The organism is Pedobacter cryoconitis, assembly GCF_014200605.1.
In the GTDB taxonomy this organism is placed as follows: Bacteria; Bacteroidota; Bacteroidia; order Sphingobacteriales; family Sphingobacteriaceae; genus Pedobacter; species Pedobacter cryoconitis_B.
The window spans coordinates 471,030-485,950 of record NZ_JACHCE010000001.1; the positions used below are offsets into that span (position 1 = coordinate 471,030).

Here is a 14,921-nt window from a genome sequence, read left to right on the forward strand (position 1 = left end):
TGATTGGCTTGTTTGAACGCTTTTTAACATAAAAGATGGCTCTTTTTTACAGCAGAAACCGGGATAATATCAGCAGGATTCACAAGGATATTAATTAATGTTTTGAATTAAGTGATAGATAGCCAGTTTGATAGAAGAAGATTAGAAAACAATCCGAAGGATATTAAGAAGAAATAATATCCAAAGACTTATCTTTAGTTTAATCAGGAAACAGAAAAAGCCCCGGTCTGCTAGAACCGGAGCCCTAATTATAATTGGTCATTTTTATTAACTATTTATATTTTTTTTATTGTGCAATGCTGACCAGATAGAAATAACTTTTTGCTCCCGTGCGATAATATTCCGCCAATGAGCGGGACGTTGTTCGTTGATGGGTAACCAGCGGACAACATCTGCTACGATATCGTGAATGATAACTTTTTCTTTCCCATTATCATCAGTAACATGTTCGTAAACTGCTTGCTCAATCGAATTATAGTATCCGGTTCTCCATTTCCCATATAATTCTTCAATTATAATCTGGAACTGTATATGTTGCTTATCGTCTGGTAGACAGGCTGGATCAGGGACTATTTCCATAATCAAAAATTTGGTTGACTAAAAATATAAAATTAATATCAAAAAATAACTCTAGAGTAGTTTTTATTTGAACAAAATATCCATTCTTTAGTACCCTCCATGGGTCAAACGATTAACAGATTTAGAAGAAATGACGAGCTGATAAAAATCGTTGGCAATAATATACGACGCTATCGAAAATTGAAAGGGTTAACTATTGCTGAATTGTCCTTTTTTACACAAATTTCAGAAAAGCAAATAGGCGATTATGAAAACGGAAAAGTAGATACTAATATTACCATGCTCAGTATTTTGGCTAAACATCTTGACAAAACTGTAGCGGCCTTATTTGAGGGAGAATAAAAAAGCCCAAACATCCATGAAGAGTATTTGAGCTTTTCAGAACTTATTTTCAGGTTATATCCTTTTATGGCTTACTTTTAAAATATCAAATGTTTTCATCCCATTTGGCATTTCCCATTGCACCTGTGCGCCTACACGATAACCGAGTAATGCTGTTCCAATGGGCGCAAAAACAGACATTTTATTCTCTTTCATATTAGCTTCTGCTGGTAATACAATTTGGAAAGTATATTTTCTTTCGCTGACTACCTCCTGAATTTCAACCTCAGATCCGATACATACGGCGTCTTCCGGTAATTCATCTTCCTTAACGATTTTTGCTGAACCCAGTTCCGCAAGTAATTGATTTTTATTGTATTCAGAAAGATTAGAATCCTTAAGATGTTTCTTTAACAGATCCAGTTCTTTTTTAACGATCATTAATTGTTCCGTTTTCATATCAGTTGTTTATTGTTTGTATTATTTATTAGTTCGCAGAATGCGATTTTTTGAGATTGAGTATTTTGCTGTGGATTTTGAATTTCCACTTCTCAGGATTCAATTTCTGATACAGGAATAACTGGAATACAGAGACCAGGAACGCCAGAATATCCAGCAACAGGTAATCCAGTAGTAATGCAGCAAGTATAAGTGTAACATTTAAGCCAAAAACACATATCAAGCCTAAGCCGACCCACGATATGGATTTAAATTTATTGATCATAAGAAACATTAATTCAGTAAAAAAGAGATTGAAGCTGTCAGAGAGAATTCAAAAGCTTCGTGATTTTCCTGAAGGCCCCAAACCAGAATATGGTCGGGGCTTATTTAATAAAGTCCTTACTGGTAGTTTGGGAGAAGAATCCGAAATGACAATGAATAGAAACCATTTGGCAATACATAGCAAATGCAGCGCGCATCTCTGTTGTAAAAGAGATTTCGAGCATTGCATAAATAGAGCTGTGTGTATGGATTGTTTTCATTAACAAAATAAATTAAGATATAAAAAATAAAGCCTGATCATTGGCCCCAAACCTGAGCGGGGGCCGGGACTTACTGAATAAAGTCTTTGCTATTTTTTAGGAAGAAGTACCCTGAATTTGAATTGTAAGAAACGGGACGGCGTTGTACAACACGGACAGGCTGCATCTTTAATGCTGCCAGCCATTTTATGCTGTGAAATATTTGCCTTAATAAACCCATTGGAACAAATCTCTGCTTTTAAATCACAAAAACAAATATTTCTTTAGCTAATATTTATTTCTCCTGACTTTGTTACATAACTATGTTTTTTGCATTGATTTTGTCATTAGAATATAATTGCCTCTTTCTGAAATCTCATCAAAGGGTTATATTTAAGGTAATCAGCCGTTCATTCCTTCTTCTTCTGTAAATTTGCATGATGAAGGCTGACATCAAAAATCTGGAAGACATCGTTTTATTCGTGGATAAATTTTACGGAAAAATACAACAGGATGATTTGGTAGGTCCTGTTTTCGCGGGTGCCATTCAGGATTGGGCACCTCATCTCCAACAGATGTACAGATTTTGGAATGCTGCATTATTTGGTGTTCCCGGTTTTCGCGGTAATCCATTTGCCAAACATGCTCCTTTAGCTATTGATGCCAGACATTTCGAAAGGTGGTTAACACTTTTCAATGAAACAATCGATGGAGATTTTGAAGGGGAAATGGCATCAGACGCTAAAAACAGGGCTCAGCTAATGGCCAAAATGTTTCTGCAGCGTTTAAGTGGCATAAATGGTGGTTCATCCCGGGTAGTTGTATAATTCCGGACAGCCTGTGTTTTTAGCATAACCTTGAAATAGCTTTATGCGTTAAAAATTGCCTTATCAGCTCAAAACAAACGTTTGTGCTGAAATTTAACAGCCAAATCTCTCTCTTGTCTTCAAATCGTTAAAGACACCTTAATTAACTTGATTTTACCTTGATTTTGTATCTCTTGGGGCAAAAACAACCCTTAAATTCTCTGCATTAATGCCCTTTATGCAAGCGTTTGCGTAGTTCTAAAGCTTTTTAGTCGATCTGCTTGCCGGTATATTAGTTCGGCACCTGATACGGATTATCTGATACGGATCAAAGATCAGCCTAAAAAACAGTCCTGACCAGGTACTCTATTTCTAGACCTTTTTCGGGTCAATGATCAGTGAACCTCTTTGGCAGATGAGATATGCAAATGAATAAAAAAGCTTTTTATCTGTGGCCTTTACGTCAATCTTATACTATCCTTGCGGATCAAGAGCTTGCTGTAATGATGAAGGCTGGTGATGAAGCTGCCTTTAATGAAATCTATAAAAGATATTGGGAAAGACTTTATGTTGTTGCAAAACATAGAACTGGTGATACTTATGAAACAGAAGAGATTGTACAGGACATCTTTTGTAATCTCTGGAGAAAGCGTCACAGTTTTGAACTGACCAAAGGATTTCAGAATTACTTTGCTGTAGCAGTTAAATTTGAAGTCATCAACCGGATGGCCAGAAAAAACAGGGAGAACAGATTGAAAAAAGAAGTCTCCTTGCTCAGTCCGTTAGCTGATGAATCTACTTCAGATCAGCTGGATTTCAACGAGCTGCAGAGCCAGTTAGCTTTAACTATAAAAGTATTGCCCGAAAAATGCCTGCTTGTTTTTAAACTTAAACATGAAGAAGGATATTCTCAAAAACAGATTGCAGAAGAACTGAATATAGCAGAGAAAACAGTGGAGGCCCATCTTTCCAAAGCCAGAAAAACTATCCGTATCAGGTTCGGCTACTTAGCAGAAATAGCTAAATCTGTGCTTTTCTTTTAAAAAACAAAAAAGATCATCATGGACTAAGGGATTTACTGATTTGAATTGGCTATCTATTAAACAGCCATTAAAATGAGTTCCAATCAGGACAAGGAAAAAATATCAGAACTAGCTGAAAAGTGGCGTAGGGGGACAATTACAGCAGAAGAGAAAATTGCGTTTGATACATGGTATAACTCTTTTGACGATACTGAACTTACTATAGCGGGGACATCGGGCAATCCTGGAGCATACCTGAATAAAGCAATCAGTGACCGGTTGGATATCCGGCACCCCAAGCGAAAAATTACTAAACTGAAATATTCTTTTTTAGCAGCAGCTATAGTATTGCTGGTATCCGGTCTTGTATTGTATGGTACGATGCTCAAATCACCAGCTGATCAGTCAAAAAAGAACAGCCTGGCCATATCGGCGATTAAACCAGGAGGTGATAAAGCAATATTAACCCTGGCCAATGGTCAGAAGATCAGTTTAACAGATACGGCTACCGGTGAAATTGCTGAACAATCAGGCATTGTTGTGACCAAGACGGCAAAGGGGCAGTTGATTTATACGGTAAAAAAATCGGCTGTTGCCAATTCCGCTGATCAGGCTTTACAGTTTAATACCATTGAAACCCCAATGGGCGGACAATATCAGGTTAATCTGCCGGATGGAACAAAAGTCTGGCTCAATGCAGCTTCTTCTCTTAAATATCCCACACAGTTTGCGGGTAATGAGCGGAGAGTCCAACTCACTGGCGAAGGATATTTTGAAGTCTCAAAAGATAAAAAAAGACCATTTATAGTTGTTACCGATCAGCAGCAGGTACAGGTTTTAGGTACCCATTTTAATGTCAATGCCTATAAAGAAGAAAATGCTATAAAAACCACGCTTTTAGAAGGTATTGTCCGCGTATCCAAAACAGGCAGTCAGCAAAATGAAAGCATGTCAAAATGCTTAAAACCCGGAGAGCAGGCTACTTTAAAACAAGCTTCTTTTCATGTTGATCAGGTCGATGTCAATCATGTTGTGGCGTGGAAAAATGGTTATTTCACTTTTGAAGATGAAGACCTGGAAGTATCTATGCGCAAACTGGGCAGATGGTACAATGTCTCGATCAGCTATCAGGGAAAGTTCGATAATATCTCTTTTGGCGGCACAATCTCCAGATCGAAAAGCCTGGCAGAAGTCATTAAGATTCTGGAAATCACCCGGAAAATGAAATTTAAGGTCGAAGGAAGGAGGATTATAGTGATGTCATAACCTCTACTAAAAAACAAGACAAAAAAACAAAATTATCAACTAAACCCGGTTACTGAACCTCAATAAGGTAATCGTCAAACCAACCAAAACAATGTATGAGATTCTAGCTTTTAATTCTTACAGGAAGCCCTGTAGGAATCAAAAAATTCTTCGGGCTGCGAAGGTTACTATGATCATAGTTTTAACGGCTGTCTTACAGCTTAATGCGCTGGCTTTTGCTCAAAACCGCATTACTTTATCGCGTAAAAATGCCCCGCTTGAAAAAATTCTGAATGAAATAAAAACGCAAAGCGGATATGATGTGTTCTTCATCCGAAAAGATCTGAAGCTTGCCAAACCGGTAAACATAGAGGTTAAAGAGGCGAGTCTTGAAGATGCGCTCCAGCAAATATTTGCTAACCAGTTACTTGAATATACAATTACTGCAAAAACAATAGTTGTACAGGAAAAAAGGGCAGTAATCCACACACCTTGGGCCACCAAAGCAAATATCAATGTTACGGGTAAAGTAGTTGATGAAGCAGGACTGGCTATTCCAGGTGCGACCGTTAAAGTCAAAGGAACTGCTTTGGGAGGTATTACAGATGTTAACGGGCAATTTAAAATTGCTAATGTTGATGAAAAGGCAATCCTGGTTATCTCTTATTTAGGATATATCACCCAGGAGGTCAGCGCAGGTTCGGGTAATCCGCTAATGATTAAGCTTGCTGTACAGGCAAGTAACCTGTCTGAAGTAGTGGTTGTTGCTTATGGTACTCAAAAGAAAAGCAGTTTAACAGGTGCAATTGCAACGATAAGCCCTAAAGAATTAAAAGACAGACCGGTTACTTCTATGCAAAATGCATTGCAGGGAATTTCTCCGGGTTTAACTGTTTTACAAAGGCCTGGAGATGTAAGCCGTACATCTGACGGTACTTCAAGCGGATCTGGCGGGGTCTCAATCCGGGGCAGAAGCAGTTTGCAGGGTAACGGGACCCCGATGTATATTGTGGATGGAATTCCCTCAACCTCAGTAGAGTTTTCGGCCCTGAATCCGAATGATATTGCAAGTGTTTCCATTTTAAAAGATGCTTCTTCAGCTGCATTATATGGATCAAGAGCTGCAAACGGAGTGATTATGGTAACTACTAAACGTGGTGGCGGGGATAAGACAGTGGTAGAATTGAATGCCGATTATGGTTTTCAGAAAGCCACTTTTCTTCCAAAATACGTAGGATCGGTAGATTACGCCAATTTATACAATGAGGCCAGAACAAATGCGGGTGGTAAACCACTTTTCACACCAGCACAAATTCAGGCTTATCAGGATGGCTCTCAGCCCGATTTATATCCCAATACCAACTGGTATGACCAGGTTTTACGCAAAACTGCCCCGCAAAGTAATATCAGTTTAAATGTAAACTCGCCGGGTAAAACGACAAGCAGTTATTTGGGCTTGAATTACCTGACACAGGAATCCTTAATCCCGGATAAAAAACAAAGCAGGGTAGGCGGTAAATTAAATACAGAAAGCGTTATCGTGCCGGATATCCTGAAATTTGGGACTAATCTTTCTTTTACCAGCCAGAACTTTGATCGTCAGGGCGATATGAGCTGGGTAGAATTAAACCGTTCTTTACCGACCTCGGTATTTCGCCAGAGTAACGGAGAATGGGGAAGTATGGACAATGGCGTAGTCAATTCTCAGACTGCAGGCCGTAATCAGGCCCGTTCTATTCAGGAAGGCGGCTGGAGCTGGGACCGGGATAATTATCTTCAAACGGCGGCAAATATTGTTTTAACCCCTTTAAAAGGATTGTCTGTTACAGGGTTAACCTCTTTCAAATTCACAGATGGAAACTCCAATACTTTCAAAAGTACAACCGCTCCGATCAACAACTTTTTAACTGGTGCACCGATTATCAGTACTGCAAATACGGTCAATGATATGAAAGAATATTACCGGAAAAGAAGGGAATTTCTGGTGCAGGGAACAGCAAATTATGAACGCACTTTTGGTAAACATTATGGAAAGATCACTATAGGCGGAAGCCAGGAAAGCAATGTTTACAGAACTGCTTTTGTAGGCCGGAAAAACTTCCCTAACAATGATATGACCACTGTAGGGAGCGGTTCTTCCAATGCAGAGGATATCAATTCGGACGATGACGGACAAGCCAACAGAAGCGGCCAGACAGAATGGGCCATGCGTTCTGTATTTGGGCGTTTCAACTATACTTTTAACGACAAGTACTTATTTGAAGTCAATACCCGTATCGATTATTCTTCCCGTTTTCGCAGTGATATCCGCAGAGCGGTATTCCCATCTTTCTCTGCTGGATGGAATATGTCAAAAGAGGATTTTATGAAAGATATCAGCTGGATCAGCAATCTGAAACTACGTGGTTCTTATGGCTCACTGGGAAACCAGGATGTTGTACCTGTAGGAAACTATTTCGGACTCATCAACACAGGTTATCAATATAGTTTTGAAGGCAGCGCGCAGGACGGTACCTGGCAGGGAAAGATCCCTAATCCTTTAGCAACCTGGGAAAAGGTTTACATGACTGATTTTGGTGTGGATATGAGTTTATTTCATGGAAAGCTGGATATTACTGCCGACTATTATGTGAAAAACACAAAAGATCTGCTGCTCAGGGTGTCCACACTCGAAACTATTGGTGTAAATACCAGTACAACAGATGCGAGAAATACAGGTTTGCCTTTAATCAATGCAGCATCCACACAAAACAGAGGATTTGAATTTGGCTTTACCCATAACAATAAAATTGGTAACGATTTCAGTTATAGCATTAATGGTAACTTCTCGATCATCAAGAATAAGATTACCAAATTAGGCGACGGCAGAGATAATCTTTCTGATCCCTATATTCAGCGCATAGGGGAGTCGATAGGCTCCTATTATGGACTGGAGGCCGATGGTCTTTTTGCAGATGCTGCCGATGTGAAAAATCATGCTTTTCAGTCGGCTGCTACAGGCCCTGGTGATATTAAATATAAAGACCTGAATGGTGACGGTAAGATTGATGCACTGGACCGTAAAGTACTGGGTAACGATGTGCCCTGGTTCAATTACGGATTTAATATCAGTGCCAGTTATAAAGGTTTTGATTTCAGTGTACTTACTTATGGGGTAGCGAATGTTAAAACCTATTTGTCACAAGAAGCGGCTTTCCCGTTTTTTAATGGGGCTAATGTCAAAGAGCAGTGGTTAAACCGATGGACAGTCGATAACCCTAATCCTAATGCAGACTTTCCACGCATTTTAACCTCAGCGGCTGGTGGACAGAATTATACACAGACTTCATCTTTCTGGTTGTTTAGCGGTGCATATTTCAGGGTAAGAGGGATTACCCTGGGATATACCCTTCCAAAACAGGTGACTAAGAAGTTTGGCATGTCCAGATTGAGAATTTATGGTACAACCAATAATCCATTTACGATTATGGCTGATAAACGTCTTGCTGATTATGATCCGGAATCTGGTTCGGGCAGGGGCGGATATCCGGGGATTAAAACCTATTCGCTGGGTTTAAATGCAAGTTTTTAATCATCAAAAAATAAGATAATGAGAAGATCATCAATATATATACTTACAGGATTATTAGCCATTAGCTCGATTACTTCCTGTAAAAAGGATTTTTTAGAAAGACCACCATTAGACCAGTTGTCGGAAACTACTTTCTGGAAAAGTGAGGCAGATGTTTATAAAACGGTTATGGGGGTTTATAATCAGCTTCCCGGTGTGGATGGGCCTTATGGCATATTTTACTGTGATGGGGCATCGGACAATGCACATGCGCAGTATCCCTGGGAGAGCTTTGCAACTGATGCTTCTTCGGGAGCAATTACCTCGGCAAATACAAGTTATGGATGGGATTATATCGGGATTCGCCGTGCCAATTATTTCCTTGACAATGCAGACAAGGTAACGGTTATTGACAAAACCCTATTAGAGCGCTATAAGGCAGAAGTACGCTTTTTAAGGGCCTTCAATTACTTCAACCTGTCGAGCCGCTTTGGGGCGGTCCCTTTACTCACACATGTGGTTGCTATCGGTGAGGAGAACATCCCGCAAACGCCCAGGGCAGATGTGCTGAAATTCGTTTTAGATGAGCTGGATGCAGTGGCTAAAATCTTACCACAGGCTTATGCAGGCGGTAAACCAAATGAAAAAGGCCGGATTACCAAAGGGGCAGCTTTAGCCTTAAAAGCAAGAGCTTATCTATATGATGGTCAGTGGCAGCAGGCCGCTGATGCAGCCAGTCAGGTAATGGGTTTAGGTTACAGTCTATTTAAAGTAACTACTTCGGGAAACACAGATGACTATAGCAAATGGGTAAACTTTGCAGATGCAGCGGATGAGAATAAATTCCGTTTGGGGCTGAGCAGTTATGAGTCCATTTTTTATCAGAAAAATAACGGTAATTCAGAAGTTATCCTTGACCGTCAGTATATTAAGCAAATAGATCCCAATTCAATTAATACTTATTTGCCTCCGGGTACAATTGGCGGATGGAGTTCGGTAACACCTACGCAGGCTCTGGTTGATAGTTATGGCAGTTATAAAACTGGTGATGCTGTGACCCCGGTTGATCCTGCACAGCGTGCAGCTTTATACCTGGCTAAAGATCCTGCTTTTGCCAATGAATACAAAAATCGTGATCCACGTTTATATGCAACGGTTTTATTTGAAAATGCACCCTGGACAGCTATGGAAGATAATTATAAATTCAACTGGGTAGAAGGTGCTTCGAATATGTCCCAGACAGGTTATAATTTCCGTAAAATGGTTGATCCTGTAATTTTCCGTGAGCAGGTGGATAATTATGCCAATGTAATTTTAATCCGTTATGCAGAAGTTTTATTAACTTATGCTGAAGCCAGAAATGAACTTAGCGGACCTGATGGGACGGTTTATGAGGCATTGGATGCGATTCGCACACGTGCCGGGATGCCAGTCACAGACCGTGCTAAATATGCAGATCAGAGTTCATTAAGGGCGTTTATCCGGAATGAGCGCAGGGTCGAATTAGCACTGGAAGGTCAGCGTTATATGGATATCCGCCGCTGGAAAATTGCCCCTCAGGTAATGAAGACTATCAATAATATTAAAAACAGCCAGGCACAGCAACGTATCTGGACAGATAAATTATACCTGATGCCGGTTCCTCAGACACAGATTGATCTGTCAAAAGGAGTCTTGAAACAAAACACCGGGTACTAAGCACCTGGTTTGACAAATCCTGCCTGATACCGGTGGGATTTGTCTGTGAAAAATGGATTTAAATATGAAGAAACTCGCTGCACTTATATTTTTGATGCTAACTGCTTTCCATCCCCTGAAAGCACAGGGGAAACCTAATGTCGTTTTTATCCTGGCCGATGATCTGGGTTATGGTGATGCTGGAGCTTACGGGCAAAAGCTGATCCGGACGCCCAATATTGATCAGCTGGCGGAAAATGGAATGCTGTTTACGCAGTTTTATGCTGGTACTTCGGTCTGTGCGCCTTCCAGGTCTTCCTTAATGACCGGGCAGCATACCGGGCATACGCCGATTCGTGGTAATTATGAGATTAATCCAGAAGGTCAGCGTCCATTGCCCGATTCCACAATCACTATCGCTAAAATATTCAAAAAAGCAGGTTATACCACAGGTGATTTCGGCAAATGGGGCTTAGGCTTTGCAGGTTCATTTGGCGATCCGTTAAACCAGGGCTTTGATCGGTTTTATGGTTATAATTGTCAGCGTCAGTCACATAATTATTTTCCGGAACATTTATGGGATAATACTCAAAAAGTTATCCTTGCCAACGATCTGGTCAAACTGAAAGAATATGCGCCTGATCTTATTCAAAAACAGGCTTTAAACTTTATAGAAGTGAATAAAGCTAAACCATTTTTTCTGTATTTGTCTTATACGCTGCCGCATGCCGGCTTGCAGTTGCCTGTAGGAAATGAAGATTTTGAACAGTATAAAAAGACCTTTAATGAACAGCCAAAGCCGATAAAAAAAGAATGGGACGGCAATGGTTATCAGCCGCAGGCCTATCCTCATGCAGCTTATGCAGCTATGGTGACTACACTGGATACTTATGTAGGACAGGTGGTTGCGAAATTAAAGGCTCTTGGCTTAGACAAAAATACGCTCATCGTTTTTACCAGTGATAACGGGCCGCATCGTGAAGGTGGGAACGACCCCGGATTCTTTAATAGCAGCGGTGGTTTCAAAGGGATCAAGAGATCGCTTTATGAAGGTGGTATCCGTGAACCTATGATTGTTTACTGGCCGGGAAAAATCGGGAAGGGCAAACGCACACAGCAAACCGGGGCTTTCTGGGACTTCCTGCCTACTTTCGCTGAGCTGGTCCAACAGCCCGTACCGGTTTACACAGACGGCATTTCTATTTTGCCAACGCTGCTTTCTAAAGGTAAACAGCAGCAGCATGAATTTTTATACTGGGAATTTCATGAAGACGGTGGCCGGCAGGCTATCAGAAAAGGAAAATGGAAGGCTGTGAAAAACAAGGCCGATACTGAAGCCTCAAAATGGGAATTATATAATCTGGAAACCGACCCGCAAGAAAGTCATGACCTTGCCGCTCAGAAGCCCATACTGATCAGACAGCTGGAAGAAATTGCCCATCAGTCACATCGTCCGTCAGATGTTCCTGAATGGAACTTTAAAAGAAATTAATGCTATAAAACACAAAATGAAATCTTCACTCCAATCAAAGCTTTTAGGAATGATTGTCTTGCTTTCAGGTACTATAACTGTAAATGCGCAACTGATTCCAACTGAACTCCAAACCCCCGATATTGTATCCGTTAACCGGATGCCAATGCGGGCAGAAGCCTATGCTTATGAAAATACTGCACTGGCCTGGAAACGACAAAAAGAAAATTCTGCCTATTTCATGTCTTTAAATGGTACATGGAAATTTAACTGGGTGCAGGACCCTGCAAAAAGGCCGCTGGATTTTTATAAAACAGATTATAATGATACCGGGTGGAAAGATTTTAAAGTGCCGGCTAACTGGGAAACCAATGGGTATGGTTTGCCTGTCTATGTGAATCAGCCTTATGAATTTGCCGGACAGACTAAAAGGGGCGCACGTTTAAATCCCCCTTTTGATATTCCGGTTGATAATAATCCTGTAGGTTCTTACCGCAAAACAGTCGAGGTACCGGCAAACTGGGACGGCCGCCAGATTTTCATTCATTTAGGAGCAGTTAAATCGGCTTTTTATATCTGGGTGAATGGAAAAAAGGCAGGTTATAGTGAAGACAGTAAACTGGCTGCCGAATTTGACCTGACCAAATATGTGAAACCAGGGAAAAACCTGATTGCTTTAGAAGTATACCGCTGGAGTGACGGCAGTTACCTGGAATGTCAGGATATGTGGCGTATTTCGGGCATAGAAAGGGATGTATATCTCTATTCGACGCCTAAACTGGATATCCGTGATTTCAAAGTCAATGGTAATCTGTCTAAAGATTATAAGGACGGTATACTGGATGTACAGGTGAATGTAAACAATTACCGGATCGACCAGAGGACTAATCACAGCAGACCTGATACTTTTTCTGTCGCGCTGGAATTAAATGATGCCGCTGGAAAATCAATCTGGAAAGAGACTTCTGCTGTACAAACAGTATTGGGCAATTACCATAAACAGCTGGTTTTCAAAAGAGAAATTCCTTCGGTGAAACAATGGTCTGCCGAAATTCCTTATTTGTATACCCTGAATATCATTCTTAAAGATAACAAAGGAAAAGTTATGGAAGTGATTCCGCAAAGGGTGGGTTTTCGCAGCGTGGAAATTAAAGGAAGTGATTTTCTGGTTAATGGCAAACGTGTTTTTATCAAAGGGGTAAACAGGCATGAGCATAATGCTAAACAGGGGCATACTTTAACGCATGCAGATATGCGTAAGGATATGGAAATGATGAAAAAACTCAATATCAATGCTGTACGTCATTCTCATTATCCGCCAGACCCTTACTGGATGGAGCTTTGTGATGAATATGGTTTATATGTGGTGGATGAGGCAAATATTGAATCTCATGGCCGTGGTTATGATCTTGCCGTTACTTTTGCCAATGATAAAACCTGGCGTAATGCGCATTTTGAGCGTATCCGCAGAATGTATGAAAGGGATAAAAATTATCCTTCGGTAGTGACCTGGTCATTGGGTAATGAAGCGGGGAACGGAACCAATATGTACGAAGGTTATCAATGGCTTAAAAATACAGATCCTACCCGTCCGGTACAATATGAACGTGCAGAAGAAGATTTCAATACAGATATGATTGTGCCTCAGTACCCGGATCCAAACTGGCTGGTGGAATACTCAAAAAGTAACGAAACACGTCCTTTGATTATGAGTGAATTTGCTCATATTATGGGAAATAGCCTGGGAAATTATGATGAATACTGGAACGCTATTGAGCACAATCCGAAGTTGCAGGGTGGTTTTATCTGGGAATGGATTGATCAGGGACTGGATACCGTTAAAAATGGTAAACGTATTTTAGCTTATGGTGGTGATTTTCCTTTAACAGGACCTGTCAATGAAAATTTTAGTGACAATAACTTCTGTGTGAAAGGAGTGGTTACTGCTTACAGAGGGTTAACGCCAATGGCTGTGCAGGTTAAAAAAACGCATCAGTTTATTAAAACGACTTATTCAGGCAATAACCAGGTTAAGATTAATAACAGTTATTTTTTCAGGAATATTGAGCATACGCAGTTAAACTGGGAGATCATAGAAAATGGGAAGATCATTGATAAAGGTACTATTGCCAATCTTGCTGTCGGGCCGCGTTCAGAAATTACAGTGGCTTTACCAGTTAAGTTTAAACAGCAGGCTGGTAAAGAGTATTTTTTGAATGTACATTATGTGCTTAAGGAGGCGGAACCGTTTTTAGAAAAGGGATATGAAGTGGCTTATGAGCAATTTGCATTGAACAAATTTGAACCAGTGGCTCAGTTAGCAGTAGCTAAAGGAGCATTACAAATCAATAAAACAGCGGATATCTATACTGTTTTGGGCAAAGATTTTAAAGTGGAGTTCGATTTGAAAGCAGGTATTTTGAAGAGTTATTCTCAGCATAATGAGCAATTGCTGCAAAATGGGCCTGTGCCAGCTTATTGGAGAGCACCGACCGATAATGATATTGGTGCTGGTTTTAATAAAAACCTGCGTAAATGGCGCAATGCTTACCAGGCGGCAAAATTAGTTTCATCAGCTCTGAAGCAGAATGCTGATGGCAGTTATACAATGAACTTTAAAAAGGAGTTGCTGGATGGAGAGGCTACCCAAGAGTCGGATATCACTGTTTTTGCTGATGGTACTCTAAAAGTAGAAAACAGGTTGAATGCTTTAAAAGGCAAGTATCCGCTGTTGTTAAGGTTAGGTACTGATCTGGAGCTGAAAAAAGAATATGGGAATATTGAGTTTTATGGCAGAGGGCCATGGGAGAACTACTGGGACAGAAAAACAGCTTCTTTAGTGGGTTTGTACAAGCAGAAAACAAAGGATCAGTATTTCGCTTATGCCCGTCCGCAGGAGAGTGGAAATAAGACTGATGTGCGCTGGGTAAATTTCACGAACCAGAAAGGAAAGGGATTACAGTTTGTCTATGAAAATAACCTGTTAAGTTTTTCTGCTTTGCCTTATAGCCTGGATGATCTTGATCCCGAACAGGATAAAAAACAGTATCATTCTGGAGAACTGACTGAAAGAAATAACATTTATGTACATATGGATGCACAGCAATCTGGTGTACAGGGGATTGATAGCTGGGGCTCCAGTCCGTTAAAACAGTATCGTGTACCTTTCGAAAATCAGCACTACAGTTATTGGATTAAACCGATCCGTTAAGGTTTTTAGAGGTGTTTGTTAAAGAGGGGGAGATTTTGGCCATATGGCTAAAACCTCCCCCTTTTTATAGGTTTTTG

General features: G+C 40.5%; 12 protein-coding genes. 8 read left to right on the plus strand and 4 right to left on the minus strand.

Annotation, left to right across the window (positions count from 1 at the left end):
* Positions 1-267: 267 nt before the first annotated feature.
* A complete protein-coding gene (locus tag HDE68_RS02225; RefSeq protein ID WP_183878475.1) occupies positions 268-579 on the minus strand; it encodes a hypothetical protein in 312 nt (103 codons plus the stop codon).
* 99 nt (positions 580-678) lie between these two features.
* Between HDE68_RS02225 and HDE68_RS02230 the strand changes: the two genes are divergently transcribed.
* On the plus strand, positions 679-921 hold the full coding sequence (locus HDE68_RS02230; protein ID WP_183878477.1) for a helix-turn-helix domain-containing protein: 243 nt from the start codon (positions 679-681) through the stop codon (positions 919-921).
* 54 nt (positions 922-975) lie between these two features.
* On the opposite strand, the gene HDE68_RS02235 is transcribed toward HDE68_RS02230, so the two are convergent.
* From HDE68_RS02235 to HDE68_RS02245, 3 genes are all read right to left on the minus strand, one after another.
* Entirely contained in the window at positions 976-1,359 is a 384-nt protein-coding gene (locus tag HDE68_RS02235) for a GreA/GreB family elongation factor (RefSeq protein WP_183878479.1), read from the minus strand.
* Positions 1,360-1,387: 28 nt separating this feature from the next.
* Complete coding sequence (locus HDE68_RS02240) at positions 1,388-1,624, minus strand: hypothetical protein (protein WP_183878481.1); 237 nt, start codon at positions 1,622-1,624, stop codon at positions 1,388-1,390.
* 100 nt (positions 1,625-1,724) lie between these two features.
* Positions 1,725-1,883 carry a hypothetical protein gene (locus HDE68_RS02245; protein ID WP_183878484.1) on the minus strand — a complete coding sequence of 53 codons (159 nt, stop codon included), beginning with the start codon at positions 1,881-1,883 and terminating at the stop codon, positions 1,725-1,727.
* Between the two features lie 416 nt (positions 1,884-2,299).
* Here HDE68_RS02245 and HDE68_RS02250 point away from each other — a divergent pair, with 416 nt between their 5' ends.
* The 7 genes from HDE68_RS02250 (at position 2,300) to HDE68_RS02280 (ending at position 14,844) form a co-directional block, all read left to right on the plus strand.
* Positions 2,300-2,689 (plus strand): group III truncated hemoglobin, encoded by a 390-nt coding sequence (locus tag HDE68_RS02250; protein ID WP_260171584.1) that lies wholly within the window; start codon positions 2,300-2,302, stop codon positions 2,687-2,689.
* Positions 2,690-3,096: 407 nt separating this feature from the next.
* On the plus strand, positions 3,097-3,711 hold the full coding sequence (locus HDE68_RS02255; RefSeq protein ID WP_183878486.1) for an RNA polymerase sigma factor: 615 nt from the start codon (positions 3,097-3,099) through the stop codon (positions 3,709-3,711).
* Between the two features lie 72 nt (positions 3,712-3,783).
* On the plus strand, positions 3,784-4,956 hold the full coding sequence (locus HDE68_RS02260) for a FecR family protein (protein WP_183878488.1): 1,173 nt from the start codon (positions 3,784-3,786) through the stop codon (positions 4,954-4,956).
* A 169-nt stretch (positions 4,957-5,125) separates the two neighbouring features.
* A complete protein-coding gene (locus HDE68_RS02265; RefSeq protein ID WP_183878490.1) occupies positions 5,126-8,506 on the plus strand; it encodes a TonB-dependent receptor in 3,381 nt (1,126 codons plus the stop codon).
* Between the two features lie 18 nt (positions 8,507-8,524).
* On the plus strand, positions 8,525-10,183 hold the full coding sequence (locus HDE68_RS02270) for a RagB/SusD family nutrient uptake outer membrane protein (RefSeq protein ID WP_183878492.1): 1,659 nt from the start codon (positions 8,525-8,527) through the stop codon (positions 10,181-10,183).
* Between the two features lie 64 nt (positions 10,184-10,247).
* A complete protein-coding gene (locus tag HDE68_RS02275; RefSeq protein WP_183878494.1) occupies positions 10,248-11,654 on the plus strand; it encodes an arylsulfatase in 1,407 nt (468 codons plus the stop codon).
* A 16-nt stretch (positions 11,655-11,670) separates the two neighbouring features.
* Complete coding sequence (locus HDE68_RS02280) at positions 11,671-14,844, plus strand: glycoside hydrolase family 2 TIM barrel-domain containing protein (RefSeq protein WP_221300649.1); 3,174 nt, start codon at positions 11,671-11,673, stop codon at positions 14,842-14,844.
* Positions 14,845-14,921 lie beyond the last annotated feature (77 nt).